This is a genomic window from Enhydrobacter aerosaccus (assembly GCF_900167455.1).
Classification (GTDB): domain Bacteria; phylum Pseudomonadota; class Alphaproteobacteria; order Reyranellales; family Reyranellaceae; genus Reyranella; species Reyranella aerosaccus.
The window spans coordinates 1,015,265-1,041,396 of the sequence record NZ_FUWJ01000002.1 but is presented as its reverse complement, the minus strand read 5'-3'; the positions used below and the strand labels follow the sequence as shown (position 1 = coordinate 1,041,396).

Annotated in this window: 27 protein-coding genes; 9 read left to right on the top strand and 18 right to left on the bottom strand. The window is 65.0% G+C overall.

Annotation, left to right across the window (positions count from 1 at the left end; genetic code table 11):
* Positions 1–618 carry a hypothetical protein gene (locus B5D62_RS14270; RefSeq protein WP_085934509.1) on the bottom strand — a complete coding sequence of 206 codons (618 nt, stop codon included), beginning with the start codon at positions 616–618 and terminating at the stop codon, positions 1–3.
* A 266-nt stretch (positions 619–884) separates the two neighbouring features.
* On the opposite strand from B5D62_RS14270, the gene B5D62_RS14265 reads away from it, so the two are divergent.
* Both B5D62_RS14265 and B5D62_RS14260 read left to right on the top strand, forming a co-directional pair.
* Complete coding sequence (locus tag B5D62_RS14265) at positions 885–1,220, top strand: ArsR/SmtB family transcription factor (RefSeq protein ID WP_085934508.1); 336 nt, start codon at positions 885–887, stop codon at positions 1,218–1,220.
* Positions 1,213–1,674, top strand: coding sequence for an SRPBCC family protein (locus B5D62_RS14260; protein WP_085934507.1), 462 nt, complete (start codon positions 1,213–1,215; stop codon positions 1,672–1,674). The genes B5D62_RS14265 and B5D62_RS14260 overlap by 8 nt, the downstream gene beginning before the upstream one ends.
* A 200-nt stretch (positions 1,675–1,874) precedes the next feature.
* Here the strand turns inward: B5D62_RS14260 and B5D62_RS14255 are convergent, their stop codons facing one another.
* Together B5D62_RS14255 and B5D62_RS14250 are read right to left on the bottom strand one after the other, a co-directional pair.
* Positions 1,875–2,216, bottom strand: coding sequence for a hypothetical protein (locus B5D62_RS14255; protein ID WP_085934506.1), 342 nt, complete (start codon positions 2,214–2,216; stop codon positions 1,875–1,877).
* Between the two features lie 487 nt (positions 2,217–2,703).
* Positions 2,704–3,075, bottom strand: coding sequence for a hypothetical protein (locus B5D62_RS14250; protein WP_218191056.1), 372 nt, complete (start codon positions 3,073–3,075; stop codon positions 2,704–2,706).
* A gap of 358 nt (positions 3,076–3,433) precedes the next feature.
* On the opposite strand from B5D62_RS14250, the gene B5D62_RS14245 reads away from it, so the two are divergent.
* Positions 3,434–3,646 (top strand): cold-shock protein, encoded by a 213-nt coding sequence (locus B5D62_RS14245; RefSeq protein WP_085934504.1) that lies wholly within the window; start codon positions 3,434–3,436, stop codon positions 3,644–3,646.
* A gap of 233 nt (positions 3,647–3,879) precedes the next feature.
* On the opposite strand, the gene B5D62_RS14240 is transcribed toward B5D62_RS14245, so the two are convergent.
* Complete coding sequence (locus tag B5D62_RS14240; RefSeq protein ID WP_085934503.1) at positions 3,880–4,821, bottom strand: LysR family transcriptional regulator; 942 nt, start codon at positions 4,819–4,821, stop codon at positions 3,880–3,882.
* A 143-nt stretch (positions 4,822–4,964) separates the two neighbouring features.
* Between B5D62_RS14240 and B5D62_RS14235 the strand changes: the two genes are divergently transcribed.
* Positions 4,965–5,348, top strand: coding sequence for a nuclear transport factor 2 family protein (locus B5D62_RS14235; protein WP_085934502.1), 384 nt, complete (start codon positions 4,965–4,967; stop codon positions 5,346–5,348).
* A 90-nt stretch (positions 5,349–5,438) separates the two neighbouring features.
* On the opposite strand, the gene trpS is transcribed toward B5D62_RS14235, so the two are convergent.
* The 3 genes from trpS to B5D62_RS14220 all read right to left on the bottom strand — a co-directional run bounded on the left by trpS (position 5,439) and on the right by B5D62_RS14220 (position 9,159).
* Positions 5,439–6,509 carry a tryptophan--tRNA ligase gene (gene trpS / locus B5D62_RS14230; RefSeq protein WP_085934501.1) on the bottom strand — a complete coding sequence of 357 codons (1,071 nt, stop codon included), beginning with the start codon at positions 6,507–6,509 and terminating at the stop codon, positions 5,439–5,441.
* A 138-nt stretch (positions 6,510–6,647) separates the two neighbouring features.
* A complete protein-coding gene (locus B5D62_RS14225; RefSeq protein WP_085934500.1) occupies positions 6,648–8,111 on the bottom strand; it encodes an amino acid permease in 1,464 nt (487 codons plus the stop codon).
* Between the two features lie 61 nt (positions 8,112–8,172).
* Positions 8,173–9,159: an MBL fold metallo-hydrolase gene (locus B5D62_RS14220; protein ID WP_085934499.1), complete on the bottom strand. Its 987-nt coding sequence runs from the start codon at positions 9,157–9,159 to the stop codon at positions 8,173–8,175.
* A 217-nt stretch (positions 9,160–9,376) separates the two neighbouring features.
* Here B5D62_RS14220 and B5D62_RS14215 point away from each other — a divergent pair, with 217 nt between their 5' ends.
* The gene (locus B5D62_RS14215; RefSeq protein WP_085934498.1) at positions 9,377–11,167 is read left to right on the top strand and encodes a peptide ABC transporter substrate-binding protein; all 1,791 of its coding nucleotides are present in this window, start codon (positions 9,377–9,379) and stop codon (positions 11,165–11,167) included.
* Between the two features lie 3 nt (positions 11,168–11,170).
* Here B5D62_RS14215 and B5D62_RS14210 read toward each other — a convergent pair whose 3' ends face one another.
* A complete protein-coding gene (locus B5D62_RS14210; protein WP_085934497.1) occupies positions 11,171–12,454 on the bottom strand; it encodes an MFS transporter in 1,284 nt (427 codons plus the stop codon).
* Between the two features lie 69 nt (positions 12,455–12,523).
* Here B5D62_RS14210 and B5D62_RS14205 point away from each other — a divergent pair, with 69 nt between their 5' ends.
* Positions 12,524–13,468: a M14 family metallopeptidase gene (locus B5D62_RS14205; RefSeq protein ID WP_085934496.1), complete on the top strand. Its 945-nt coding sequence runs from the start codon at positions 12,524–12,526 to the stop codon at positions 13,466–13,468.
* 3 nt (positions 13,469–13,471) lie between these two features.
* Here B5D62_RS14205 and murJ read toward each other — a convergent pair whose 3' ends face one another.
* The 9 genes from murJ to B5D62_RS14160 form a co-directional block, all read right to left on the bottom strand.
* Positions 13,472–15,058, bottom strand: a complete 1,587-nt coding sequence (gene murJ, locus B5D62_RS14200) for a murein biosynthesis integral membrane protein MurJ (protein WP_085934495.1) — start codon at positions 15,056–15,058, stop codon at positions 13,472–13,474.
* A 181-nt stretch (positions 15,059–15,239) separates the two neighbouring features.
* Complete coding sequence (locus tag B5D62_RS14195) at positions 15,240–16,508, bottom strand: flavin-dependent oxidoreductase (protein ID WP_085934494.1); 1,269 nt, start codon at positions 16,506–16,508, stop codon at positions 15,240–15,242.
* Between the two features lie 106 nt (positions 16,509–16,614).
* A complete protein-coding gene (locus B5D62_RS14190; protein ID WP_231714805.1) occupies positions 16,615–17,031 on the bottom strand; it encodes a gamma-butyrobetaine hydroxylase family protein in 417 nt (138 codons plus the stop codon).
* Positions 17,028–17,240 (bottom strand): Trm112 family protein, encoded by a 213-nt coding sequence (locus B5D62_RS14185; protein WP_085934493.1) that lies wholly within the window; start codon positions 17,238–17,240, stop codon positions 17,028–17,030. Before B5D62_RS14185 ends, B5D62_RS14190 begins: the two co-directional genes overlap by 4 nt.
* Before the next feature lie 22 nt (positions 17,241–17,262).
* Positions 17,263–17,991 carry an LON peptidase substrate-binding domain-containing protein gene (locus tag B5D62_RS14180; RefSeq protein ID WP_085934492.1) on the bottom strand — a complete coding sequence of 243 codons (729 nt, stop codon included), beginning with the start codon at positions 17,989–17,991 and terminating at the stop codon, positions 17,263–17,265.
* Positions 17,992–18,012: 21 nt separating this feature from the next.
* Positions 18,013–18,945: a thioredoxin family protein gene (locus B5D62_RS14175; RefSeq protein ID WP_085934491.1), complete on the bottom strand. Its 933-nt coding sequence runs from the start codon at positions 18,943–18,945 to the stop codon at positions 18,013–18,015.
* A gap of 93 nt (positions 18,946–19,038) precedes the next feature.
* Complete coding sequence (locus B5D62_RS14170; protein ID WP_085934490.1) at positions 19,039–19,371, bottom strand: Mpo1-like protein; 333 nt, start codon at positions 19,369–19,371, stop codon at positions 19,039–19,041.
* A 27-nt stretch (positions 19,372–19,398) separates the two neighbouring features.
* Entirely contained in the window at positions 19,399–20,613 is a 1,215-nt protein-coding gene (locus B5D62_RS14165; RefSeq protein ID WP_085934489.1) for a CaiB/BaiF CoA transferase family protein, read from the bottom strand.
* Complete coding sequence (locus tag B5D62_RS14160) at positions 20,610–21,821, bottom strand: CaiB/BaiF CoA transferase family protein (RefSeq protein WP_085934488.1); 1,212 nt, start codon at positions 21,819–21,821, stop codon at positions 20,610–20,612. Before B5D62_RS14160 ends, B5D62_RS14165 begins: the two co-directional genes overlap by 4 nt.
* Before the next feature lie 263 nt (positions 21,822–22,084).
* Between B5D62_RS14160 and B5D62_RS14155 the strand changes: the two genes are divergently transcribed.
* The 3 genes from B5D62_RS14155 (at position 22,085) to B5D62_RS14145 (ending at position 25,405) form a co-directional block, all read left to right on the top strand.
* On the top strand, positions 22,085–23,098 hold the full coding sequence (locus B5D62_RS14155) for an aspartate-semialdehyde dehydrogenase (protein WP_085934487.1): 1,014 nt from the start codon (positions 22,085–22,087) through the stop codon (positions 23,096–23,098).
* A gap of 119 nt (positions 23,099–23,217) precedes the next feature.
* On the top strand, positions 23,218–24,663 hold the full coding sequence (locus tag B5D62_RS14150; protein WP_085934486.1) for a tetratricopeptide repeat protein: 1,446 nt from the start codon (positions 23,218–23,220) through the stop codon (positions 24,661–24,663).
* 151 nt (positions 24,664–24,814) lie between these two features.
* Positions 24,815–25,405 carry a malonic semialdehyde reductase gene (locus tag B5D62_RS14145; protein WP_085934485.1) on the top strand — a complete coding sequence of 197 codons (591 nt, stop codon included), beginning with the start codon at positions 24,815–24,817 and terminating at the stop codon, positions 25,403–25,405.
* A gap of 31 nt (positions 25,406–25,436) precedes the next feature.
* Here B5D62_RS14145 and B5D62_RS14140 read toward each other — a convergent pair whose 3' ends face one another.
* Positions 25,437–26,132 carry a LysE family translocator gene (locus B5D62_RS14140; RefSeq protein WP_170920935.1) on the bottom strand — a complete coding sequence of 232 codons (696 nt, stop codon included), beginning with the start codon at positions 26,130–26,132 and terminating at the stop codon, positions 25,437–25,439.

Sequence of the window (26,132 nt, the reverse complement as noted above, 5' to 3'; positions counted from 1 at the left end):
CTACATCGGCGGCGTGAGACCGTTCTTGCCGACCAGCAGGCGCGAGGCCGTCAGGCTGCCGTCGGCGGCTTTCACGGCGCCAACGAAGACCTTGGCGCCGACCTTGGCATCGGCCTTGGTGCCCGGCGTGAAGGTCACGATAGGCGTCCCGGGGCGGACCTTGATCGTCTGGGTGCCGCCCTTGTAGTCGAGCTTGAGGGTCTGGCCGTCACTGGCTGTGCCCAGCGTCGCTACCGTGGCGTTAGTCATCATGCTTTCAGGCTGCAGATCCCATGGGTAGTGGCCCTCGCCGCTGCCGCGGGCTGCTTCGGGAAACACCAGCACCTCTAGTGCGTTCTGACTGCCATCCGCCTCCTTCATCGAGGCGACGCCTACGAAGCTGCCCTGCTTGATGTCGGCCGCGGACAGGGGCGACACCAGTGCCACGCTCCAGTTGTCGGCCAGCTTGACCTTGACGCTACTGCCTTCACGCGTGGCGATGGTCGCGGTCTTGTCGTCGATGGCGGCGATCGATCCGCGCAATCGCGTAGGCGGGGCAGTCTGCGCCGTGGCCGCGACGGCACCGGCAAAAGCGATCGACGCCGCAATGGCGCCAGCAAGCAGGCGGATGACTGTCATTGCTGCCTCCCTAAGTAGGGCGCGCAGCTTGTCACGGCCGACTGCTCGGGACCGCTGACGATTGCGTGAGGAAGAGATCAAGGCGATCGACGTGTGCGGGGCTCATCAAGCCCCGAACTCCCTCGACCCGGCGCGAGGAGCCGAACATCCAACCCGTATCATGGCGCCATGCCGAACGGGCGGAAGAAGCAAGGGTCTCGAGTTTCTTGACAGGCAATCGAACACTTGCATATTAATAGGCAAGTCATTACTTGCATTGTGTGTCCATGGTCGAACCGTCCGAGGATACGGACCTCCTGTTCAAGGCATTGGCGGATCCCAATCGGCGCAAGCTGCTGGATCTGTTGCACCAGCACGATGGCCGCACCCTTGGCGAATTGTGCGAGCACATGGACATGACGCGGCAGGGCGTGACGCAGCACCTGGATGTACTGGAGGCGGCGAACCTCGTCGCCACCGTACGGCGCGGCCGGGAGAAGCTGCACTTCCTCAATCCGGTGCCGCTGCAGGAGATCTACGAGCGCTGGATTGCCAAGTTCGAGAAGCCGCGCCTGAAGGCACTCACCGATATGAAACGACGACTGGAGAAGGGCAATGGCTAGATCGACCTACGTCTACGTCACCTACATCCGCACCACGCCCGAAAAGCTGTGGTCGGCCCTGACCGATGCCGAGTTCATGAAGCAATACTGGTTCGGCATGCACTGCGAGAGCGAGTGGACGGCCGGCTCGCCGTGGAAACTGGTATCCTCGACGGGCGCCGTGTTCGATGCCGGGGAGATCGTCGCGGCCGAGCCGCCGCGGCGCCTGGTGATCCGCTGGCAGCACCAGAACAAGCCCGAGCTCAAGGAAGAGGGGCCGTCGCTCTGCACCATGGAACTGGAAGCGGTCGGAACGGCCGTGAAGCTCTCCATCACCCATACGATCGAGCGCGAGCCCTCGACGCTGATCACCGCCGTGTCCGGCGGCTGGCCCAAGATCCTCTCCAATCTCAAGTCCCTGCTGGAGACCGGCTCGGTCGTCTTGTCGGACCCGTATCCCGCCCAGGCGGCCTGATCCCACCGGAGCGGAACGGGGCGCCGACCGCCATTCCTGGACATCGCGCGGACGCTTCGCTTGCCGCGGGATGTCCAGGTCGTGGCGGGCGCTCCAGGCGCAAGAAGGGCACGAGAGCGCCGACGGCAGGGGCTTGCAGGCGTTGGAGAGGCGTTGCGACCGCGGCCGCCGGCAGGATGCCAAGCGCGCCAAGCGGTTGTTCAGTGAAGAGTCTTGTCGCCTGTCCTGGGCACGGCGAGCCGGATGTTCGCGAGGTCCGGCGCCACATCCTTGATGTCGTCGAAGAAGATCGCGAAGTAGCGGGGGAGAAGGTTCTTCATTTCTTCGCCGATCATCGTCTCGCCGTTCTGCGAGACAAGCGTCAGCGATGTCTCCTGCTGGAACCACAGGACCACCTCTTCCAGCGACTCCGGATCATCGAGGACAACGAGCATGCCGAGGTGCGCGGCCTCGTGCTCCTGCTGCAATCGATAAACGATCACGTCGTCCGGATCCGACAGCGAGAACCCCAGCGTCGCGGTGCGACCCGACAGCAGTTTCACTTCGTATTGTCGCCAGGCCAGCGATCCTGGCGGGCATCGTCTCTTGGCCTTGGGGGACGACACGGAGCCTTTACCGGACCGCCGGGAGGTCGCCCGTCTGCAGCCAGGGGCTGTGAGCCTCCGGGAGGTCGCGCTGCGGACGCCTGCACTTTTCGTCGAGTGTTTGCATGAAAACCTTCCGTGGTCAGAAAGGGCATCGGCGCCAGAGGCGAAACGCGGCGTAGACTGGCCGGCGCATGGAAGTCAGGTAAGGACGGATGGAACGAACCAGGCGTTCTTCTCGGCTCCCCTCGCATTCGGGCAGGAGCACACGCATCTCTCTCACCCATCGCTGCCTATGGTCATCATGCGATGGCGGGCCCTGTCTACGCCTCCAGACGGACGCCGTCCAATGCGCAATATAGGCGGAAGCAGCTTCGACCGAACATTCCGCCGTCTTGCCGACATGCCCCTGTCAGATGCCGAAGCTGCTTTTGGCGCGCTGTTCCTATTGCGCGTCCTGGCCAGACCGGCGCCACTCCTTTTCGTCGGGTAATCCCTCGCGCACATCGGCATGCGCCACAGCGCTTTCCGCTGGAAGTCGTTTGCCGCTGAATCGAATCGACAGGAGGCGGCCGTCCTCGGTGCGCAGGACCAGATTGGCGCGACCGAACGCCTCCGCCAGTGCGACGGCGTCCATGTGAACCTCTCCGGACGCAACGATTTCTCCCGGCCGGACGAGATAGCCGTCGAATTCGTAGTCGGCGCGACCCAACGATTTGCCCTCGCATTCGAGCGAGCCGCTGCCTTTAAGCACACCAAGATGGCGCATTAAGGTTTCCCGAGAAGAATCAAGAGGTGTGCCTTTCCACGATGACACGATACGAGATCGGAAGAGAGAGCCGTCGCTGCACGAGTCGCGCGCATCAAGCCAAGCGAGAGGGCGATCACGACCTTGTGCCCGGATTGGCGATGCAAAGAAAGCACTGATGCTTTTGCAAGCATGAGCCTTCTCAGGCGCGGGCACAATGGATGCCTTGCAATAGATGGCTTGGAATGGATCCCTTGCAATCGCGCCTGAAAGGGCCCATATCAAATTCGTCGATATACGGACTGACGACTTGGCCGCGCCCTGTGAGTTTCGCGCCGCCTCTGACTTTGCTCCCGAAAAAATGCAAGTTCGACGGCCTGCCTTACGCGGGTGGGCTAGCATGTCTATGTAGTGAAAGGGTTTTCCCATGATGACGGGAACCGTGAAGTGGTTTAACGCGACCAAGGGCTTTGGCTTCATTCAGCCCGACAATGGCGGCAAGGATGCCTTTGTGCATATCAGCGCCGTCGAGCGTGCTGGCATCAGCCACCTGGTCGAAGGACAGAAGATCCAGTTCGAGCTGGTCTCTGACCGCCGCACCGGAAAGATGTCGGCCGACAACCTGAAGCAGGTCGACTAAAGCACTGTGAGTTCTGCGCCGGTCGTCGTCCCGACGGCCGGAGCACACCGGCGGAAATGCCGGAACCACGGCGTCCCTTGCTAAAGCGGTTGCGCCGTCGTGAATTTCCCGCTGGTTCAAGCCAGCGATCTCCTTGAGCGTCCAGCCGCGGATGTACCGGCGGGCGTGGCAGGAGAAGGAGGCCCCGTGGCGCAAGCCGGCGGGGCCTTTGCTTTATGGAGCGGCCTTGCCTGTCATCGAGGGCCTGTCATCGAAGGCCGGCGCTGGGCGTCGAGTACGTCCGTGATGAAATCGATGAATGTCCTCACCTTGGCGGGGACGTGGTTGCGCGACGCGTAATAGACGTAGAGCGGAAACCGCTCGTCGGACCAGTCGGGGAACAGGTTGACGAGCGCTCCGCTCCGCAAGTGCGTTTCGAGCCCGAGATCGATCGCCTGCGCGATCCCGAACCCGGCCAGGCAGGCCCCGAGCTTGGTGCCCGAGTCGGTTACGGTCAGCCGCCCGCTGACGGTCACCGAGATCCGTTCGTTCCCGCGCCAGAATTCCCAGTCGAAAGGACGTCCGGTCGACGGATCGATGGCGTGGATGCATTCGTGGCTGCCGCTTTCCAGATCTTGCGGATGGGTCGGTGCGCCGTGGCGCTCGATATAGGCCGGCGCCGCAACCGTCAGGATGCGGGCGTTCAGTATGCGGCGATGGATGAGTGCCGATGGCGTCGGCTCCCCGAACCGCACCGCCAGGTCGAAGCCGTCGCTGACGAGATCGGCGATGCGATCCCGGGTTTCGATGCGGAGCTCCATCGCTGGGTTCTGCATGAGGAAGGCGCTCAGGTTCGGCGACAGGATCATGCGGGAGAACAGCGGATCGACATTGACCCGCAGCCTGCCTCGGACCGCATTCCGCGCCTTCGAGGTCTCCGCGGCCGCTTCGCCGATCCCGGCCAAATGCTCGGCGACCCGCTCGCAGAGGGCGCGGCCCTCGTCGGTGAGATCGACGGCGCGGCTGGTGCGATGGACCAGCCGGGCGTTGAGGCGGTCCTCGAGCTTCGCGATCGCCTTGCTGACACCCGACTGCGTCATGCCCAGCCGCTCGGCGGCCCTGCCGAAGCTGCGCGCCTCGGCAATCGCGGCGAGCACGACCAGACCCTCAACCAGTCGACCGTCTATTCCATCCATCCGTGATGCCTCTCAGTCATCCAAAGGATGACGCGCGAGCGATGGTTCGCCGCCATTGCATGGACCACTGTTGCCAAGCCCGAAGACGCCGATTCGGCCGGATGAGTTTAGCGCTCCGGGCGCTCCCCGTAATGGAGACTTGAATGAACGAGATCCAAACCATCGCCACCGCGATCAACGGCTATTTCGACCTCATGTACGAGGCGGACGACAGCCGGTTCCCCGATGTCTTCCATGAGGCGTCCTTGATCCACGGCCTGCGGGAGGGAAAGCTCACCGCCTGGTCGGCGTCCGAGTTTCGGGACGTGATGCGCAACCGGCCGTCGCCGGCATCCCTGAAATCCCCGCGCGACCAGGAAATCCTGAGCATCGAACACACTTTGCCCGACCTGGCGTCCGCCAAGGTGCGCGTGAGGATCGGCCAGATCGGCTTCCTCGATCACCTCACCTATCACCGCGTCGACGGCAAATGGCTCGTGACGTCGAAGGCGTTCCACGTCGCGCAGATCTTCCCGACGGGATCGTAACCCTCCCGCCGGACACCGCCACGAGCCGGCTGCGGAGACCGTGTGGCCGGGCGAACGGCGCGCGAGCCGCCTGGATCGCGCGCGAAGCCCCTACGGGTTCAGGAAGCCCACGGTCCTGTAGACGTCGGCCAGGATCGGCGCGGCGATGGCCCGCGCCTTCTCCGCGCCGGCATGCAGGACGCGGTCGACGTGACCCGGATCCTTCATCAGCCGCTGCATCTCCGCGCCCACCGGGCCGAGCTTGGTGACCGCGAGGTCGGTCAGCGCCGACTTGAACTCCGAGAACTGCTTGCCGGCGAACTCGAAGATCACGGCATCCTTCTCCATGTCGGCCAGCGCCGCGTAGATGCCGAGCAAGTTGTCGGCATCGGGCCGCTTCTCCGCGTCCGACGCCGTCTCCGGCATGGGATGCGGATCGGTCTTGGCGCGGCGGATCTTCTGGGCGATCGCGTCGGCGTCGTCGGTGAGATTGATGCGCGAGTAATCCGACGGGTCGGACTTGCTCATTTTCTTGGTGCCGTCGCGCAGGCTCATCACGCGGGTGGCGGCACCGAAAATCAGCGGCTCGGTGATCGGGAAGAAATCCGGCACGCCGAAGTCGTTGTTGAACTTGATGGCGATGTCGCGCGTCAGCTCGAGGTGCTGCTTCTGATCCTCGCCGACCGGCACGTGGGTGGCCTTGTAGATCAGGATGTCGGCCGCCATCAGCGCCGGATAGGCATAAAGGCCAAGCGAGACGTTCTCGCGGTCCTTGCCGGCCTTCTCCTTGAACTGGGTCATGCGGTTCATCCAGCCGAGCCGGGCGACGCAATTGAAGATCCAGGCGAGCTGGGCGTGCTCGGGCACCATCGACTGGTTGAAGACGGCATGCTTGTCGCCGTCGACGCCGGCGGCCAGGAAGGCGGCGGCGATTTCGCGCGTCTGCGCGGCCAGCGCCTTCGGATCCTGCCACACGGTGATGGCATGCATGTCGACCACGCAGTAGAGGCACTCGTAGTCGTTCTGGAGGCGCGCGAAGTTGCGGATCGCGCCGAGATAGTTGCCGAGATGCAGGTTGCCGGTGGGCTGAACGCCCGAGAGGATGCGGCCCTTGAGGCCCTTTGCCTCGTATTGCGCCAGATGCGGATTGGGCGCGACGGCTTCGGTGGAAACGTTAGGCATGGATGTGGACTCCGCTTGCTGTTTCAGGAGCGCGGGGTGTGGACCTCCGCGCACCCCGCCGGTGGAAGGCGAGGGCGGGCGGGTATCGCTCAGGACGGGAAAGGAATCAAGGTGGCGGTGGATTGCCGTCGACCTCGTTCACCCCATCGACCTTGATCGGCGGTGTTTCGGCGTCGGCGCACGCCGTCGCGAATAGGTGAAGTAGACGACCAGCCCGATCGCGATCCACGAGGCGAGCCAGGCCCAGGTCAGTGGCGACAGGCCGGCCATCAGGACGAGGCAGCAGAGCACGCCGAGCAGTGGCACCCATGGCACCGCGGGCACACGGAACGGCCGCTTGGCCGTCGGTTCCAGCGTACGCAGGCGGATCACGGCGAAGCTGACCAGGATGAAGGCGAACAGGGTACCGACGCCGACCAGTTCGCTCAGAAGCTCGATGGGAATGAAACCCGCGACCGCGGCCACCGCCACGCCGATCAGGATCTGGCTGATCCAGGGTGTCTGCAGCCGTGGATGGACCTGCGCCAGCACCGGGGGGAGCAGTCTGTCGTGGGCCATGCGGGCGAAGATGCGGCTCTGGCCGTAAAGAAGCACCAGGATCGCGGTCGTGATGCCGATCAGCGCGCCGGCATCGACGAAGAGTTGCAGCCAGGGCAGCCCGATTTTCGCTACGCCGAGCGCGATCGGCGCCGCCACATCGAGCTTCTGATAGGGCACCAGCCCGACCAGCACCGCGGCGACGGCGATGTAGAGCACGGTGGAAACCGCCAGCGAGCCCAGGATGCCGATCGGCATGTCGCGCTGCGGTCGCTTGGCTTCCTGCGTGCAGTTCGAGACGGCGTCGAAGCCGATATAGGAAAAGAACACGACCGAGGCGCCGTGCAGCACGCCGCTCCAGCCGAATTGGCCGAACGTGCCCTCGTTGGGCGGCACGAAGGGGCGCCAGTTCGCAGGATCGACATGCGGTGCGCCGAGCAGGACGAAGGCCAGAACAACCGCGAGCTTCAGCGTCACCATGAGATTGTTGACGCGCGACGACTCGCTCGTGCCGCGCACCAGCAGGAAGGTCAGCACGGCGACGATGGCGACCGCGGGCAGATTGAGCAAGGCTGTTGCCGTGGTGCCGTCGGATAGCGTCACGAGCTGACCGGTCGGCGCGGCCAGGCGCGGCGGGATGCCGAGCCCGAGCGTGGCGAGCGTGCGGCTGAAATAGCCGGACCATCCCACCGACACCGTGGCGGCGCCGATGGAATATTCCAGGATCAGGGTCCAGCCGATCAGCCAGCCGGCGAAGCGGCCGAGGCTGATATAGGTATAGGTGTAGGTGCTGCCGGAGATCGGGATCAGCGTGGCGAGTTCGGTATAGCAGAGTCCGACGAAGCCGCAGGCGATCGCCGCCAGCACGAACGAGACGATGACGGCGGGACCGGCATAGAGCGCGGCGGCTGTGCCGGTGAGCACGAAGATGCCGGCGCCGATGATGGCGCCGATCCCCATGAAGGTGATGCTGATGGGCCCCAGGACCTTGGGCAGCGGATGGGCCTTGCCGTCGGCGATGTATTGGGACAGCGGCGTGCGCGCTGTCACATGGTCGGTGTTCATCTGCTCCCCGTTTGCCCGGCACCCTGCCAGGCGATCGATGTGTCCGCGGCGACGCTGTGCTCTAGAAGCGAAGCCGCTTGCCAACCGCGAGGGGCGCGAGCTTGCCATCGCCAAACGCGTTGGCAAGGGCGGACATGGCGCGCCAGCCGGTGCAATGGCCGGCGGCGATCACATCGAGGTTAAAGCCATCCAGCGCCTTCACCGTCTGCGGGATGACGCGCTCGTTGATGCCGCTGAGATGCAGGCCGCCCAGCACGGCGTGCAGCTTCACGCCGGGAAAGCTGTTGCGGGCCTGGGTCAGCACATTGATCACGCCGGCATGGCTGCAGGCGGTCAGCACGACAAGGCCTTTGCCGCGCACGTTCACGGCGATGAAGCGTTCGTCCATCAGCAGCTCGTCCGGTTCCCAGCCCTTGCCGTCCTCGGTGCGGCGGTGCTGGCCGGGCAGGCCGATTTCGAAACCGCTGACGCGCGGGATCTCGCCGCTCACGAACACAGTGTCGCCGGCGATCGACTGCGGCTCGCGCGAGGCGACGACGCGCCCTCCCTGAGCCTCGAGATCGGCGATCGAGGGAATGTCCTCCATCGGCCGGAACGTGTCGGCCGCGATCTTGGCGGCGCGGCTCCTGAACATGTCGGGATGCATGTAGCAGGGGATGTCGCGGCCGCCGTTGCGGTCGCGCGCGATCTGCAGCGCCCGCAGCATGGCGCCGGCATGATCCCAGTGGCCGTGGCTCAGCACCATCGCCTCCAGGGGCGCGAGATTGACGCCGAGGCGCGACACGTTCTGCTCGAACACGCGGTCCTCCGGCCCGGTATCGAACAGCACGGTATGGCTCCTGTCGCCGCTGCGGATGGTCAGGAGACAGGAAAGTCCGTGCGCGGCGCAGCACAGGCACGTGCCGCCCAGCACCCACGCCGCCCCGCGCCGGCGTCCCAGCCCGGCCAGCTCGGTCTCCACGAAGGAGGGAACGGAGGAGAGCGAGTCGGTGACATTGTCGACCAGCACCTGGATGTCGACCGACTCGACGGCCTTGAGTTGGGGCATCGGAACCTCCTGTCGTTTTGCGGCAAAGGTCCTTTCGGGCGCGGACCGGACCGACCGCATCGTAGCGTGGCACGGGCCTTCCGGAGAAACCTTTGCTGCCGGAGGCGTGCTGCATTGACGGTGCCGACGGCCCCTGTTTCCATTCCTTGTTGCACGGCTTTTGCTGGGCAAGCGGCATCGTGGGGGCAGGCGGCGCGGTAGCGCGGAGGAGCAGGCGATGGATGAGCGGAAACTGCGAGGTCTGGTCGATCGGGTGAAAGCGGGCCGCCTGTCGCGCCGCGGCTTCGTGCAACGGCTCGTCGCCGCGGGATTGACGGCACCGCTGGCGACGCAGCTCCTGGCGCATGCCGGTGTGGCCATGGCGCAGGCGAAATCGACCTACAAGCCCACGAAGCGTGGCGGCGGCGGGCTCCTGAAGGTGCTGTGGTGGCAGGGCCCGACCCTGCTCAACCCGCATTTCGCCGTCGGTACCAAGGACCAGGACGGATCACGCCTGTTCTATGAGCCGCTGGCTGCCTGGGATCCAGAGGGCAATCTGCGACCCAAGCTCGCCGCCGCCATCCCCAGTCGCGAGGACGGCTCGGTGGCGGCCGACGGTAAGTCGGTCGTCTGGAAGCTGAAGCAGGGCGTCACGTGGCACGACGGCAAGCCCTTCACCGCCGACGATGTCGTCTTCACGTGGGAGTTCGCGCGCAATCCGGCCACGGCCGCGACATCGAGCGGTTCTTACGCCGACGTCACGGTCGAGAAGGTCGATGCCTATACCGTCAAGGTGAGCTTCCCGCGGCCGACGCCGTTCTGGGCCGATGCCTTCGTCGGTTGGGCCGGTTGCATCATCCCCAAACACCTGTTCGGCGACTATGCCGGCGAGAAGTCACGCGAGGCGCCGACCAATCTCAAGCCGGTCGGCACCGGCCCTTACATGTTCAAGGACTTCAAGCCCGGCGATCTGGTCAGCGGCGTGATCAATCCCCACTACCACGAGCCCAACCGGCCGCATTTCGACGCGATCGAGATGAAGGGCGGCGGCGACGCCGTCTCGGCCGCAAGGGCGGTCCTGCAGACCGGCGAGTATCACTTCGCCTGGAACATGCAGGTCGAGGACGAGGTGCTGCAGCGGCTGGAGAAAGGCGGCAAGGGCCGGATCATCATCGTGCCGGGCGGATCGATCGAGCATATCCAGCTCAACAGCACCGACCCCTGGACCGAGGTCGACGGTGAGCGCTCGAGCCTCAAGACCAAGCATCCGACGCTGTCCGATCCCGCAGTGCGCCAGGCGGTGGCGTTGCTGGTCGACAAGGACTCGGTCCAGAAATACATCTATGGCCGCACGGGCCTCGCGACCGCGAATTTCATCAACAATCCCGAGCGCTTCCGCTCCAAGACGACGCGCTACGAGTTCAATGTCGACAAGGCCAACGAGCTTCTCGACAAGGCCGGCTGGGCGCGCGGCAGCGACGGCATCCGCGCCAAGGACGGCAAGCGGCTGAAGTTCCTGTTCCAGACCTCGATCAACCAGCCGCGCCAGAAGACCCAGGCGATCATCAAGCAGGCCTGCCAGAAGGCCGGCATCGATCTCGAGCTGAAGGCGGTCACGTCATCGGTGTTCTTCTCGTCGGACGTCGCTAATCCCGACACCTATCCGCACTTCTATGCCGACTTGCAGGAATACAACAACGGCATGAACGCGCCTGACCCCGAGGTCTTCCTGCGCCAGTTCTGTTCGTGGGAGGCAGCCACCAAGGAGAACAAGTGGCAGGGCCGCAACATCACGCGCTGGCAGAACCAGGAATACGACGACACGCACAAGGCGGCGCAGGTCGAACTCGATCCCATCAAGCGCGCGGCGCTGCTGATCAAGCTGAACGAGCTGGCGGTCAACAACATCGTCGTCATTCCGCTGGTCGCGCGGCCGCAGGTCGTGGCGGCGGCCAACGGCCTGCAGGCCGAGATCAGCGGCTGGGACAACAACACGTGGGATCTCGCCAACTGGTACCGCGATGGCTGATCGTCAGGCAGTCTCGCGGTCCCGATCGGGATGATGGAAAAGCAGCACGACCATCACCGAGGACAGCGCGAGCACGGTCATCAGGAGAAAGACATCGGCGAACGAGCCGCCGACATTCAGCATCCATCCGGTGACGGCCGGCGCCAGGAACCCGGCGATCGCAAAGGCGAAGTCCATGATGCCGAGAGCTGTCGCCGCGCGCTGCGGGGCGATGTCGACATTCACCGCATAGTAGGCTGCATTGGCGCCCATCGACGCTGCTACCGCCACCGTAATGGAGACGATTGCGATGGTGAGATCGCTGGTCAGGATCACCGGCACCACCGCCAGTGCCGCGACGAACTGGCTGCCGGCGATCAGCCACGAGCGTGCGATCCGCAGCCGCCCGGTGCTCTTGGCAAGACGGTCAGACCAGCGGCCCATCAGCCACAGCAGCAAGGCGGCGGCCAGCCACGGCAGCACCGAGAACAGGCCGACGGCGGCCAGGTTCAGACCGTATTTGCGCGCCAGATAACTCGGCAGCCACGTCATGAAGAAGAACAGGAAATAGCCGAACACGAAGAAGGCCCAGGTGTTGGCGAGCAGGGTCCTGTTGGTGAGCAGCGCCTTGAGCCCATCCCGTCCCGGCCAGGACTTGAGCACCATATGTGACCGCGCCCCGTCGGTGGCATCGCCGGAGCGAATATGGGCCAGTTCCGTAGAATCGACGTAGCGCGAATCTGCCGGATCGTCGCGGAAGAAGAAGAACCATAGCGGGACCCAGGCTGCCGATAGAACGAACAGCACCGCAAACGTGCCGCGCCAGTCGAGCCAGGCCAGGAGCTGGGTTACCAGTGGCGCGCCGATGGCCAGTGCCAGCGGTACGGCCAGCAGGGCGTTGCCCAATGCCGTCGCCCGCTCGTGGGGCGACAGCCAGTGGCTGACGGCGCCGGTCAAGGCGGGAAAGTTCGGCCCTTCCGAGACGCCCAGCAGGACCCGGGCGGCATAAAGGACGACGAGACCCGTCGCGAGCGCCGTCATCCCGATCGACAGGCTCCACAGCAGGGCCGCCACCGTGAGCACGGCGCGCGCGCCATAGCGGTCGACGGCGAAACCGCCGATCAGCGTGGTGATGGCATAACCCAGGCCGAAGGCGCCCAGGATCGCGCCGCTGTCCGCTGGCGACAGGCCGAGATCGCGTTCGATCAGCGGGATGGCGTAGGACAGGGCAGCCCGGTCGATGTAGTTGACGACGGTGATCGCGAACAGCAGGAAGACGATGAACCAGCGGTACCGGCTGCGCGACATTAGCTACTCCTTGTCCGGCATAAGGGAGCATGCGAAGGAACGGCGCAACCTTCCAGATGGTCCGAAGCGATGTCCGAACGTAATCCTCCGATCGAGTTTGCCTTTCCCGACCTGCGTAAATGGGAGAAGGGCGCGGCGCCCTATATCCACGTCTTCGAGAGCGGGATGGCCGGTCCCACCGTCATGGTGGCGGCGCTGACGCATGGCAACGAGGTGTCCGGAGCAGTGGTGGTCGACGCGCTGCTGGAACGTGGGCTGCGGCCGCGTCGCGGCACGCTCATCCTCTCCTTCAACAACATCGAGGCCTATCACAGCTTCGATCCACGCACGCCCTTCAAGTCGCGCATGATCGACGAGGATTTCAATCGCACCTGGGGCCGGCTCGACCAGCCGGCGACGACGGTCGAGACCCGCCGGGCCCAGGTGGTCCGCCCCTTCGTCGAGCGGGCCGACTTCCTGCTCGATCTCCATTCGATGCACGACGACGGCGTGCCCTTGATGCTCGCCGGGCCGCTCGACAAGGGGGTGGCGCTGGCCAGGAAGGTCGGCGCACCGGTCGACATCATCCGCGACGCCGGGCATGCCGCCGGCATGCGCATGCGCGACTATGGTGCCTTCGGCGATCCCGGCAGTCCGAAGAACGCGCTCCTGATCGAGACCGGCCAGCATTGGCGCGCCTCCTCGGTGACTGTCGCCAAGGACGTGACGGCGCGGTTCCTCCTCGAAACGGGAGCCGTCGAGCCAGCCGATCTGCCGGGTGACTGGAAGCAGCCATCGCCGGCGCAGCAGCGTGTCGTCGAGGTGACCCATGCGATTGCCACCAAGCGCGGCAACTTCGCCTCCGCCCGCCGTTTCGAGGGCCAGGAGATCATTGCCAAGGCCGGCACGATCCTGGGTCACGACGACGACGAGCCGGTGACGACGCCGTACGACAATTGCGTTCTGGTGATGCCGTCGTCCAATCGGCCGTTGCGGCCGGGCGTGACCGTGGTGCGCCTCGGTCGCCTGGTGTGAACGTCAGGGCTCGGCCGGCGCGTCTTCCGCGGCGGGCGGGGTCTGACGGCGCAGCATGAAGCGAAGATCGGCGAGGTTCAGCACGCCGAGCGCCATCGCCAGCAAGCCATAGGCCAATCCGCCGATCGCACACACCGCCGCCAGGGCGGCCACGCCCAACAGATTGGGGTGCGACAGCGGTGAATGCAGGACGGCCAGGCAGGCGACGAGCACGGCGCCCATGCCGATGGTGGCGATCGCGGTGCGCAGCGCTCGTGAGATCAGGCGCGCATCGGGCTTGAGCTGGCCGCGACGCATCAGCACCGCGCCTAGCATCACGGTGTTCAGCCAGCCCGAGATCGAGGTGGCGAGCGCGATGCCGACCTGGGCGAGCGGCGTGCCATAGAGGAAGACAGCGTTCAAAGCCATGTTCACGGTGATCGACACGATCGCGATATAGAGCGGCGTGCGCGTATCCTCGCGCGCGAAGAAGCCGGGGGTCAGCGCCTTCACCAGGACGAAAGCTGGCAGGCCGAGCGCGAAGGCGGCCAGCGCGCCCGAGGCGCGGCCGGTGTCTGCAGGGCCGAACTGGCCATGCTCGAACAGGACGCGGATCATCGGATCGGCCAGGAGCCACAGCGCGGCCGTGGAGGGAAGGCTGAACAGCAGGCCGAACTCGATGGCGCGATTCTGATTGGCCATTGCCGCGTCGACTTGTCCGGCTCGCAGCTGTCGTGCCAGCAGCGGCAACAGCGCCGTGCCGACGGCGATACCGACCACGCCCAGCGGCAACTGGGCGAGCCGATCCGCGTAGTAAAGCGCCGAGATCGACCCCGCCGGCAACAGCGACGCCCAGACAACGTCGAGCATGGTGCTGATCTGCTGCACGCCGCCGCCGATCGCCACCGGCGTCGCGAGCTTGACCAGGCGCGCCACGCGCTCCGTATAGCGCGGCCACACCAGCTTCATGCCGACGCCGTCACGGCTGCAGGAGATCAGCAGCCACAGCCATTGCGCCAGTCCCGCAATGGCCACGCCAATGGAGGCGGCGTAGCCAGCGTTCGGCAGGAACGGCGTGAGGCCCAGCACCGCGCCGATCAGGGCAATGTTGAGCAGCACGGGCGTCACCGCGACCTCGGCAAAGCGGTCGATACCGTTCAGCACGCCGCCATAAAGCGAGGCCAGCGAGATGAAGATAAGGTACGGGAAGGCAATGCGCCCGAAGCGGACCGCGAGCTCGAAGGTCGTCGAGCTGTCCGGCAGGCCAGGCGCCAGCAGCGACACCGCGAGCGGCATGCCGACGATCAGCAGCAGCGAGAAGGGCACCAGGATAAGCAGCAGCCCGGCATGCGCCTGGCGCGCGAAGGCGACGGCGGCCGCACGGCCGTTGCCTTCCAGCTCGCGCGCGAATAGCGGCACGAACGCGGCCGAGAAGGCGCCCTCGGCGAAAAGGCGGCGGAAGAAGTTCGGCAACTTGAAAGCGATGATGAAGGCGTCGGCGACGGGGCCGGAGCCGAGCACCGCCGACAGGACGATGTCGCGCACGAAACCCACGATGCGGCTGAGCAGCGTATAGCCGCCGACGGTGGTGATGGCGCGACCGAGGCTCATCTAATCCCTGTGGTGCACCGCGAAGCGGGAACTGTCGGCTGCAGGATGACGGAACGGGACTTTTTCATCACTGCCATATTCCCGTCATCGAATGCTGCCATAGTTCTCCCCGGTGGCGGCCGGCGATGTGATGGTCGGTCTAAACCGCTACCACGGCCGGTCCCGAGGAGGGGCCGGTTTTTTATTGCGGACTCCGCTGCGCCTGCGCCGCCGCGAGTCCGAGCAGCGTCTCCCGATCCTGGGACACCAGCTTCTTGTAGTCGCCGACAATCCTCTCGAGCTCGTCTGCCGGCAGCACCGTCTCGAGGTTGGTGAAGCCCTGGGGCGCGCGTTGCTCGACGATATCGAGCATGACGTCGATGCCCTTGCGGCGATTGCTTTCGACGATGCGTGCCATGGGCGGCAGGCGGCGCTCCTCGTATCGCTTCAGCGCCAGCTCCGGATCGTCACCGACCAGGAGCTCCTGCGTGAGCACATCGCCATCGATGATCGCCTGCGAGGCGCCATTGGAACCGATCGGATACATGGGATGCGCGGCATCGCCCAGCAGCGTGATGCGGCCATGGCTCCAGCGCGGCAGCGGATCACGATCGACCATCGGGAATTCGTAGATGGCACGGGCCGCCTTGATGACTTCGGGAACATCGAGCCATTCGAACTTCCAATCCTTGAAGTACGGCAGGATGTCCTCGATCCGGCCGGGCCGGTTCCAGTCCTCACGCGGCAGCATGGCCTTGTCGCCGATGTAACGATCGCAAATCCAGTTGATCAGTGACTCGCCGCGATCGGCATGCTTGCGGCTGATCGGGTAGCAGACGAATTTCTGCGTGTGGTGCCCAGCCTGCACCATGGTGTTGCCGCCGAGATAGGGCTTTCCCACGGTGACGCCGCGCCACATCAGAATGCCTTGCCACTTGGGCGGGCCTTCGTTGGGGAAGAAGTGCGCACGCACGGCCGAATGGATGCCGTCTGCACCGATCAGCAGATCGGCCTCCGCCTGCTCGACGGTTTTGCCGTCGCGATCGACGAAGCGCGCGAAGACCTTGTTGCCGCGCTGCTCGAAGCTCTGGATGCGGCGCCCGAACTTGATGCGTTCAGCGCCGAGCTCGCGCTGTGCCGCATCGAGCAGCACCATCTGCATCTCGCCGCGATGGATCGAGAATTGCGGCCAGGGAAGGCCGGCATGACGGCCACGCGGATCGGCCCAGATCGTCTGGCCGTGACGATTGGCGTAACGCAGCTCGCGCGTCTCGATCCCGGTCGCGGCCAGTGCCGGCTCGAGCCCGAGACCGGAAAGCACGCGGACCGCGCCCGCCTGCACGTTGATACCGACGCCAAGCGGCTTGAGTTCGGTCACGGCCTCGAACACGTCTACCTCGAAGCCTGCCCGATGCAGGCATAGGGCCGCTGTCAATCCGCCGATACCGGCGCCTGCGATGATGATTTTCATGAGAGAGCTCGAGCTATCGCTGTTGGATCAGAATGCCGACACGGATTCCGCGCCGGATCGGCGACGATATCGTGGGGAACACGGGGCCGGGCCGAGGGCATCGCGGTTAGGGATCCCGGCTCAGGCCCCGATGGAGGAGTGCCGCCATATAAGCCGACCAGCGCTCGGCCTGCGTGTCGCCAAGCTTGTGCAGGTAAGCCCAGCTGTAGATGCCGGTATCGTGCTTGTCGTCGAAGACGATGCGGATGGCGTAGTTGCCGACCGGCTCGACTTCCACGATCTTCACGTGCCGTCGACCGGCGACGATTTTCTTCGTCGCAGGGCCGCCATGGCCCTGGACCTCGGCGGACGGACTTTCGACGCGCAGATATTCGGCTGGCAGCACGTAATGCTTGCCGTCGGAGAAATCGATCTCCAGCCGGCCCTCGTTCTTGAAGACGCGCAACTCCATGGGCCAGGGCGCCGCACTGCTTTCGTAGGAGCCGCCATCCGGCACCGATTTGGGGAAGTCGCCGCTGGTCACGGGCCATCCTTCAGCGGCCGCGCTTCGCTGACGAGCATGATCGGAATGCCGTCGCGAATCGGATAGGCGAGACCTGCCTTGCGGCTGATCAGCTCGCCGGCCTCGGCATCATATTCCAACGGCCCGTGCGTCGCCGGGCATACGAGGATCTCGAGCAGCTTGGGGTCGATGCCGGCACGACGTGGCGCGGCAGTGTCATCAGCCGTCATGGGTCTGTCTTATAGCATGCGGTCAGTTGGCGCGCTGCGGCGTTGTCTCCGGCGGCTGGCCAAACGACGCCATCTCGAGGAGGGCGATCAGAAGCTTGGCCCGCGCGGTCGTATCGGCGGCCTCGAGCAGGGCCTGCTTCTCCGCCGGACCGAACGGCAGCACCATGGACAGCGAGGTTATGAGATTGCGGTCCGCCGCCTGCTTCACCGCCTCCCAGTCGGTCGAGAGGTTGCGGCTACGGAAATACGCCGCCAGCGCCGCCATCAATCGTTCGCGGTCGAGATCGACCAGTTCGTCGGCATGATCCAGATCGCCGCGGAAAGGCGCGAAGATCGACATCACGCGTCGATAGCCGCCCGGCGCCAGGTCGAGCTCGCGCCCGATCTCGAACCGGCACACGCCCGAAAGGGCCAGCAGCAGGCGACCGTCCTCGGTCTCGTTGAAGCTCGAAATGCGCCCGGCGCAGCCAATGCGCTGTACCTTCGGTGGCCCACCATCTCCCGTCGGGAGTCCATCGCCAGCGTAGCCGCCGGGTTGGACCGGTTGGACCATGCCGATCATGCGATGTCCCGCCAGGGAGTCGAAGATCATGGCGAGGTAGCGCGGCTCGAAGACATTGAGCGGCAGCTTGCCGCCGGGCAGCAACAGCACGCCCGACAGGGGAAAGATCGGCAAGGCCTCTGGCAGCTGCTCGAAATTCGGCTCGAACGGGCTGCGCGCAGGGTTGTTGCTTGGCGGTCGGTCGGTCATGGCATGCCGGCCGCGGCCATCTTACGCGAACAGGATCGTCGAAAGGCGCTTGCGGCCGTCGACAGCCAGCGGATCACTGAAACCCAAAGCCTCGAAGAACTTCAGGAGCTGCTGGCGCGCCGCTCCTTCGTTCCAGTTGCGATCGAGCTTGATCATGGCGAGCAGTTCGTCGATCGCTTCCTGCTTCTGGCTGGCGGCCCAGTAGGCCATCGCCAGGTCGAGGCGGGCCTGGAAGTCCTTGGGATCGGCGGCGGCCTTGGCCTTCAGTTCGGCGATCGGGCCGGCTTCCTTGGCCTTCTCGGCGAGGTCGATGGCGGCCTGCACGGCGACGACGTCAGCGCCGGTACGGTCCTTCGCCGGAATCTGGCCCAGCAACTCCTTGGCCTGCTCGATATCGCCGATCTGTACCTGGTAGCGCGCCATGCCGGCGAGCGCCGTGACGTTGGTCGGATCGGCGCCGAGGATTTCGCTGTAGATCCGTGCGGCAAGATCGAAGTCGTTCTGGGCCACCGCGGCCTTCGCGTGCTCGAGCAACTCGGCGATCTCGTTGCCGCCACCTTCGCCCGGCACTCCGCCTGCCGCCTGGATCAGGCGATCGACGAATTGCCGAACCTGGCTCTCCGGCACTGCGCCCATGAAGCCGTCCACGGGCCGGCCGCCGAAGAAGGCGTAGACCGCCGGGATCGACTGGATGCGGAGCTGTTGGGCCAGCATCTGGTTCTGGTCGATATTGATCTTGACGAGCTTCACCGCCCCCTTGGCTTCCTTGACCACCTTCTCGATGGCCGGCTGCAGCTGCTTGCAGGGCCCACACCAGGGTGCCCAGAAGTCGACGATCACCGGAACCGTGCGCGAGGCTTCGAGCACGTCCTTGGCGAACTTCGTCTGGTCGCTGTCCTTGATGAGGTCGGCGGGCGCAGCCTGCGGCGCGGCGCCTTTCAGCATCGTTTCCATGGATCCCCTTGGAGCATATCGAGCGGGAAAAATTGTTGCCCGCAATGTGGCCTCCGCCCCCCGAGGACGCAAGGGGCGGTCCGGAGGCCGCGGTCAGGGTCGAACCTGATATCTCACCAATTCATGCCCCAGCCGCCCGCTCAGGAACAGGCCGCACATGCGGTAATCGCTGATCAGGGACCAGAATGGCGCCTTGAATGTGGCCGGCCTGTTCTTTTCGATGAAGAAATGGCCAATCCAGGCCGGGCCATAGCCCAAAAACGGGACGGCCAGCAGCCACCCCCATCGGCCGGTCACGAGGACGGCGATCAGGAAGACGGTGGAAGAGATCGTCCCTGCATAATGGACCGCGCGGGTGGCCGGCCGGGCATGCTCGCGCAGATAGAAGGGCCAGAACTCGCCATACGTTCGGAAGTTCGAAGGCATGCCGGAATTTTAGCCCTTCCCGGCCGGTTATCCCAGCGCGCCTGCCCTTTTCAGCGCCGCGATGTCTGCCTCGCTGTAGGCAAGTTCGCGCAGCACCTCTTCATTGTGCTGGCCGACGTCGGGTGGCAGTCCCGACAGGCGCGGCTTGGCGAAACCCAGCCGGATGGGGTTGTTGACGGTGCGCGGTACCTCGGGATTGGCCGTGTCGGCGAAAATGCCGGCATGCTCCGCCTGCGGGTCGTCGATCACATCGCTCAGCCGGCCGATCACGCCGAATGGGATGCCGGTGCTGGAAAGCAACTGCTCCCATTCGGCATAAGTCTTCGACGCGAACAGCGGGGCGAGTTCCTGGAATAGTTCCGCTGCTCGGGTCTTGCGCTCCTCGCGATCTGCGAAGCGCGGGTCGGCCAGCAGATCGTCGCGGCCGACGAGCTGGCAGAAGGGCGCCCACAGCCGGTCATCGCGCACCATCAAGAGCTGCAGCCAGCGATCGTCCTTGGTGCGGTAGAGATTGGTGAGGGCGTTACGCGGCTTGTCGGGCGGCAGGCGAGGCGGCAGCGTCGCGCCGACCAGGGCACCGGCCGCCGAGGTACCGTTGGCCCAGACGCCATTGGCATAGAGTGAGGTGCCGACCCAGCAGCCTTTGCCAGTGCGGTCGCGCTGACGGAGGCCCAGCAGGATCGCGGCGACCAGCGTCATCGCCGTGGCGCGATCGCCCTGTGCCGGCAACGACAGGCCCGGCGGACCGCCCTCGTATCGAGCCGCATCGAGGATGCCCGAGCGGCCGAAATAGGCCGTGATGTCGAAACCCGGCCGATCGCGATCGGGTCCGGTCTCGCCGTAGCCGGTCAGCGAGCAATAGACGAGTCGTGGGTTGGTGGGCTCGACATCTTCCCAGCGCAGCTTGAGTCGCTCGCGCGCCGGCGGCGGGAAGTTCACGATCATGACGTCGGCCCGGGCGATCAATCGCTCGAGAACCGGTCGCGCCTGCTCGTTCTTGAGGTCGAGCGCCAGCGAGCGCTTGAGCCGGCCGTCGAGCTGCCACGGGAAGTTCACCTGCTTCGGCGCTCGCGGATAGTTCGGGCTCTTGTAGTTGTGACGATGCGGATCGCCTTCGCCCGGCGGCTCTACCTTGATCACGTCGGCGCCGAAATCCGCCAATGCCACCGCTGCCGCCGGCGCGGCGATGAAAGAGCTGATATCCAGCACCCGCAGACCGGCCAGCGGCAACTCCTCTGTCACCGGACCGCTCCGCTATCGCGCAGGGTGCTGATTTCGCTGGCCGACAGGCCGGCCTCGCGCAGGATTTCGTCAGTGTTCTGGCCAAGGGCCGGCGCCGGGTGCGCGAGTCGCTGTTCCGCGAAGCCAAGCCGGATCGGGTTGCTGAGCGTGCGCGGCATATCCGGAATCGCCGTTTCGACCACGGCGCCACAGGCGACCGCTTGCACGTCGTCGGGTACGTCCTGGGGACGGCTGATGACGCCGAAGGTGATTTCGTGGGCCGCCAGCGCCTTCATCCAATGGGCGTAGTCGCGTTTGGCAAACGTATCGCGCAGGATCGTGGCCAGGGCCGCGGAATTGTTGCGCCGCTCCTCGACCGCCGCGAAGCGCGGATCGTCGATCAGCTCCTTGCGTTCGAGAGCCGTGCAAAGCGGTGCCCACAACTTGTCCTCGCGCACGATGGTCAGCTGCAGCCAGCGATCGTCGGCGGTCCGATAGATGTTGCCGAGAGCCGAGCGCGGTCTTTCCGGTGGCGGTCGATGAGGAAGAAAGGCGCCCACGAGTGCGGCCTGGGCGATGACGCCACAGGACCAGAGGCCATTGCCCAACAATGATGTGCCGACCCAGGAGCCCTCGCCGGTCTTCATGCGATGGATCAGCGCCATCAGGATCGCCGAAACCAGCGCCATCGCCGTGGCACGATCGCCTTGCGCCGGGCCCGGCACGCCAGGCGGTCCACCTTCGTAGCGCTGGGCGTCGAGCAGCCCCGATCGGGCGAAGTATGCGGTGGCATCGAAGCCCGGTCGGTCGCGATCCGGCCCGCTCTCGCCATAGCCGGTCAACGAGGCATAGATCAGCCGTGGATTGACGGCCTTCACGGCGTCGTAGCCGAGCCGCAGTTTCTCGCGGACGAGTGGCGGGAAATTGCAGATGAGCACGTCCGCGCCCGCGATCAGCCTGTCGAGCGCGCTGCGTGCCTCGGGCTTCTTGAGGTCGAGCACGATGGAACGCTTGTTGCGCGAATCCATCTGCCAGGGATAGTTGACCTTGCCTTTGGGGTAGTTGGCCGAGTCGTTCATGATCGTGCGATTGGGATCGCCGTCGGGTCCTTCGATCTTGATGACATCGGCGCCCCAGTCGCCCAGCACGACCGCCGCTGCCGGCGCCGCGATGAACGAGCTGATATCCAGTACGCGCAGACCTGCCAGCGGCAGGGGAGACTCGGTCATTGTCGATCCTCGGAGATGCTTGCCCGATTTAGGGCGCGGGCTTCTGGTCGCCGTCAAGAGCACGTCATGCAGTCGTTCCGGTCCGCGACGTGCAACGGCAAATCGCACGGAGAAGCACGACCGAAGTTGCGCGGTTCTGGTCGATGCCGCACGGGCGCGAATTGGCCCGATCTGCGGGCGCTTCCTTGCCAAGCGCGACCTCTCAGCCTATCTCCTTCGCTTCCTCGAATCCTGGGAGTGCGCGCGGCTAGCGCAGTGAAGTCATGGGCTACAGAGTCGCCGTCATCGGCGCGACCGGCAATGTCGGGCGCGAAATGTTGCAGATCCTGGCCGAGCGGAATTTTCCGGCCGATGAGGTCGTGGCGCTTGCCTCGTCGCGCTCCACCGGCCAGTCAGTATCGTTCGGTGAGAACGCTGTGCTGAAAGTCCAGGATCTCGCCAAGTTCGACTTCAAGGGCATCGATATCGCGCTGTCCTCTCCTGGCGCCAGGGTCTCGGCCGAGCACAGCCCGCGGGCGGCGAAGGCCGGTGCGGTCGTGATCGACAATACGTCGTACTGGCGCATGGATCCCGACGTGCCGCTCGTCGTGCCCGAAGTGAATCGCGAGGCGATCGCGGGCTACAAGCGCCGTGGCATCATCGCCAATCCCAACTGTTCCACGATCCAGATGGTGGTGGCACTGAAGCCGCTGCATGACGCGGCGACCATCAAGCGTGTCGTGGTAGCGACCTATCAATCTACCTCGGGCGCCGGCAAGGAGGCGATGGACGAGCTGCTGAACCAGACGAAGAGCTTTTTCGTCAACCAGGATCTCGAACCGAAGAAGTTCGCCAAGAACATCGCCTTCAATGTCATCCCGCAGATTGACGTTTTCATGGAAGACGGCTCGACCAAGGAAGAATGGAAGATGGTGGTCGAGACCAAGAAGATTCTTGATCCCAAGATCAAGGTGCATGCGACCTGTGTGCGCGTGCCGACATTCATCGGTCACGCCGAGGCCGTGACCATCGAGCTGGAGCAGCCGCTCGAAGAAGACGAGGCGCGCCGTCTGCTTGCCGCTGCGCCCGGCATTCTTGTCGTCGATCGTCGCGAACCGGGCGGCTATGTGACTCCCAAGGAGGTGACTGGACAGGATGCGGTGTTCGTCAGCCGCGTGCGAGTCGATCCGACCGTGGAGCATGGTCTGTCGCTCTGGTGCGTCAGCGACAATCTGCGCAAGGGCGCGGCGCTCAACGCTATCCAGATCGCCGAGGAACTGATCAAGGGCTACATCTAGTAGGGGGCAAGCATCCTTCTCCACTAGGCCTACGCCCAAATTTCGCCTTAAATATCAGATGCTTAAGAGTATCGACTGATGTAATGTTGGAAGAATAAGGCTTCCGACTGGGCGATACCGTGACCGATCTGTCGACCATTCATCCGCTGAGGTCCGAATCCCGGATCTCGGCAGCGCCGACCCCTTTGTTCGGTGCCGCCGTCGATACGTTTCTCCAGCAGTTGCGGCTGGCCGGTCAGGCGTTTCGCGCCGGCCGGCTCGATGAAGCGATCTCGTCCTATTTCAAGCTGCTGACGCAGCGGCCGTACCATGCCGAACTGCACAATAGTCTCGGCATGGCCTTACGACAGGCGGGCAAGCTCGAGGCGGCCGTGTCGCATCACCGCCTGTCGTTGGCGGAAGATCCCGACAATGCGGCGCTGCATTCCAATCTCGGCAATGCCCTGCGCGCGGCCAATCGCGCCGACGAGGCGGTCAAGCATCACTTCCGCTCCATCGCGCTCAACCGCAACTACGCCGACGGCTTCTTCGATCTTGGCCTGTGCCTGCGCGATCTCGGTCGGATTGACGAGGCGGTGGGGTGCTTCACGCGCGCGCTCGCCCTCACGCCCGACCATAAGCGGGCCCGAACCGAATTTGCCGTCGCGCTTCTGATGCGCGGCCAGTTGCGCGAGGGCTTCGCTGCTTACGAGGCGCGCAAGCGCCTGCCCGAGGTTCCCACTCCCGATTTTGTACAACCCGCTTGGGAAGGCGGTCCGATCGAGGGCAAGCGGCTCCTGCTCTATGCCGAGCAGGGTCTGACGGATGTGCTGCTGTTCGTTCGTTTCGCCCGCGACTTGAAGCGGCGCGGCGCTACGGTCCTCGTCCTCTGTCAGGCGCCGCTCAAGGGCCTGTTGGAGGAAGTCGATTTCATCGACGAGGTCGTGATCGAGGGCGAAGCCCTGCCGCCATTTGATTTCCATGCGTCGCTGGTTTCACTGCCGCATCTGTGTCAGCCGGATTTCGATGCCATGTCCGGCCCGTATCTGGTTCCGCCTCCCGACAAGCTCGTCCGGCTGGGGCGCCTCGACAAGGCCAAGCTGCGCATCGGTATCTACTGGGGCGCCAGCGGCAGCCGGCCCCAGGACAGGCTGCGTTCGGCGCCGTTTGCGGAATTCCTCGCCTTCACCGGCGATCCGGAATTGCTGATCTTCAGTCTGCAGGGCGGCGCCCACCAGAAGGACATCAAGCAGTTCGGGGCGGCCGGACTTGTCCATGATGTCGGCCGTGGCATCTTCGATTTCGCCGAAGCGGCAAGCGCCCTGTCGCAACTCGACTTGCTGATTTCGATCGATGCGCCGATTGCGCATCTGGCGGCGGCGATGGGTTTGAGGACGTGGGTGCTGTTGCCGTCGCCGTCCGATTGGCGCTGGCACCTCGGTGGCAGCCGCGCGCCCTGGTATCCGTCCGTGCGGCTGTTCCGGCAAACAGCTCCCGGCGAGTGGGACTCGGTATTTGCCGCCGTCCACAACGAGATCGAGCTGCTGAAGCTGCAGGCGCCATTGCTGACGTCCGAGCGCTCCTGAGGTCGGACGGCGTCCGGCACGAGTCCTTCTGGCGGGGCGGCAATCCGGCCTCTGGCAGGTAACTTGCTTACCTACGCGTCGGCTCGACCGCGCGAATACGCTCCTTTACGTTCCGCGCGATCCTATTCCACCGGACGTAAGGGGGACTCCCATGCTTGATGACAAGACGCTCGACAGGCTTTTCCGTGGCGCTCGCACGCACAATGGCTGGCTCGACAAGCCCGTCAGCGACGATCAATTGAAGGCCATCTACGATCTCATGAAGTGGGGGCCGACCTCGGCCAACTCCTCTCCCGCCCGCATCGTGTTCGTGCGTACGAAGGAAGGGAAGGAGAAGCTGAAGCCCGCGCTGAGCGCCGGCAACACTGAAAAGACCATGACCGCACCGGTGACCGCGATCGTGGCCTACGACACGCAGTTCTACGAGCATCTGCCGGAGCTCTTTCCCCACGACCAGACCGCCAAGTACTGGTTCAGCGGCGAAGGCAAGGAAGCGGTCAGCGCCGCCACGGCCTTCCGCAACGGCTCGCTGCAGGGCGCCTACCTGATGATCGCCGCCCGTGCCCTGGGCTTCGATGTCGGCGCCATGAGCGGCTTCGACAATGCCAAGGTCGACGAGGCGTTCTTTCCGGACGGCCGCTTCAAGACCAACTTCCTCTGCAACATCGGCTACGGCGACCACACAAAGCTGTTCAATCGCAGCCCCCGGCTCTCGTTCGAGCAGGCCTGCGCGCTGGCCTAAGACCGACGGCGTTCAGACGCGGACAGGAAGCTCAAACGCCCAGGGCCTTGCCGATATGTCGCCAGGGCAAGGGCAGCAGCGATATCAGCGCCACCAATCCGAAGGCGAGGATGATGGCGCCAGAGATGCGGTTGAGCCAGACCATGCCCGTGCGCGTGAACTGCGCGCGCAGGGCGGCAGCCACGGAGCAGAGGATGGTCCACCAGCCGAGTGCGCCACAAAAGACGCCGGCCACCAGCAGGCCGGCATCGGCAAGGCTGGTGCCAACACCGGCGAGGTTGCGACCGGCGAAGGCGGCGCCAAATGCCATCACGGTCAGTGGATTGAAGACCGTGATGAAGAAGCTCGAACTCGTATAGTGGAAGTGGGTCGAGATCGTGTGTTCGATGTCGTTGGCGACCGGATCGCCTACGGTGCGAGGCCGATGACGCATCGTCGTCACGCCCATCACCACCAGCACCACGCCGCCAATTCCCCGTAGCCACGCCTCGTGCCGGGCGACGAACTCCTCGACGAAGGAGAGGCCGAAGGCGGCGACGGCGCCGAAGACAGCGTCGCCCAGGGCGGCGCCGACTCCAGTGAGAAAGCCGGCCAACGCGCTGACGGTAATCGCGCGGCGAATGCAGAGTGCGGCTGCGGGCCCGACCGGCACGGCAATGACGAAGCCGATCACGGCTCCCTCTATGGCGAGCGTGATCGGGTTGAACACGAAGCCTGGCACGTTCAT

Coding starts and splice junctions, on each gene's coding strand:
- B5D62_RS14140 (WP_170920935.1), bottom strand. CDS start 26,132: ATGAACGTGCCAGGCTTCGTGTTCAACCCGATCACGCTCGCCATAGAG.
- B5D62_RS14185 (WP_085934493.1), bottom strand. CDS start 17,240: ATGACGGCTGATGACACTGCCGCGCCACGTCGTGCCGGCATCGACCCC.
- B5D62_RS14145 (WP_085934485.1), top strand. CDS start 24,815: ATGCTTGATGACAAGACGCTCGACAGGCTTTTCCGTGGCGCTCGCACG.
- B5D62_RS14205 (WP_085934496.1), top strand. CDS start 12,524: ATGTCCGAACGTAATCCTCCGATCGAGTTTGCCTTTCCCGACCTGCGT.
- B5D62_RS14235 (WP_085934502.1), top strand. CDS start 4,965: ATGAACGAGATCCAAACCATCGCCACCGCGATCAACGGCTATTTCGAC.
- B5D62_RS14160 (WP_085934488.1), bottom strand. CDS start 21,821: ATGACCGAGTCTCCCCTGCCGCTGGCAGGTCTGCGCGTACTGGATATC.
- B5D62_RS14215 (WP_085934498.1), top strand. CDS start 9,377: ATGGATGAGCGGAAACTGCGAGGTCTGGTCGATCGGGTGAAAGCGGGC.
- B5D62_RS14265 (WP_085934508.1), top strand. CDS start 885: ATGGTCGAACCGTCCGAGGATACGGACCTCCTGTTCAAGGCATTGGCG.
- B5D62_RS14195 (WP_085934494.1), bottom strand. CDS start 16,508: ATGAAAATCATCATCGCAGGCGCCGGTATCGGCGGATTGACAGCGGCC.
- B5D62_RS14170 (WP_085934490.1), bottom strand. CDS start 19,371: ATGCCTTCGAACTTCCGAACGTATGGCGAGTTCTGGCCCTTCTATCTG.
- B5D62_RS14180 (WP_085934492.1), bottom strand. CDS start 17,991: ATGACCGACCGACCGCCAAGCAACAACCCTGCGCGCAGCCCGTTCGAG.
- murJ (WP_085934495.1), bottom strand. CDS start 15,058: ATGAGCCTCGGTCGCGCCATCACCACCGTCGGCGGCTATACGCTGCTC.
- B5D62_RS14245 (WP_085934504.1), top strand. CDS start 3,434: ATGATGACGGGAACCGTGAAGTGGTTTAACGCGACCAAGGGCTTTGGC.
- B5D62_RS14155 (WP_085934487.1), top strand. CDS start 22,085: ATGGGCTACAGAGTCGCCGTCATCGGCGCGACCGGCAATGTCGGGCGC.
- B5D62_RS14175 (WP_085934491.1), bottom strand. CDS start 18,945: ATGGAAACGATGCTGAAAGGCGCCGCGCCGCAGGCTGCGCCCGCCGAC.
- B5D62_RS14220 (WP_085934499.1), bottom strand. CDS start 9,159: ATGCCCCAACTCAAGGCCGTCGAGTCGGTCGACATCCAGGTGCTGGTC.
- B5D62_RS14270 (WP_085934509.1), bottom strand. CDS start 618: ATGACAGTCATCCGCCTGCTTGCTGGCGCCATTGCGGCGTCGATCGCT.
- B5D62_RS14225 (WP_085934500.1), bottom strand. CDS start 8,111: ATGAACACCGACCATGTGACAGCGCGCACGCCGCTGTCCCAATACATC.
- B5D62_RS14240 (WP_085934503.1), bottom strand. CDS start 4,821: ATGGATGGAATAGACGGTCGACTGGTTGAGGGTCTGGTCGTGCTCGCC.
- B5D62_RS14260 (WP_085934507.1), top strand. CDS start 1,213: ATGGCTAGATCGACCTACGTCTACGTCACCTACATCCGCACCACGCCC.
- trpS (WP_085934501.1), bottom strand. CDS start 6,509: ATGCCTAACGTTTCCACCGAAGCCGTCGCGCCCAATCCGCATCTGGCG.
- B5D62_RS14210 (WP_085934497.1), bottom strand. CDS start 12,454: ATGTCGCGCAGCCGGTACCGCTGGTTCATCGTCTTCCTGCTGTTCGCG.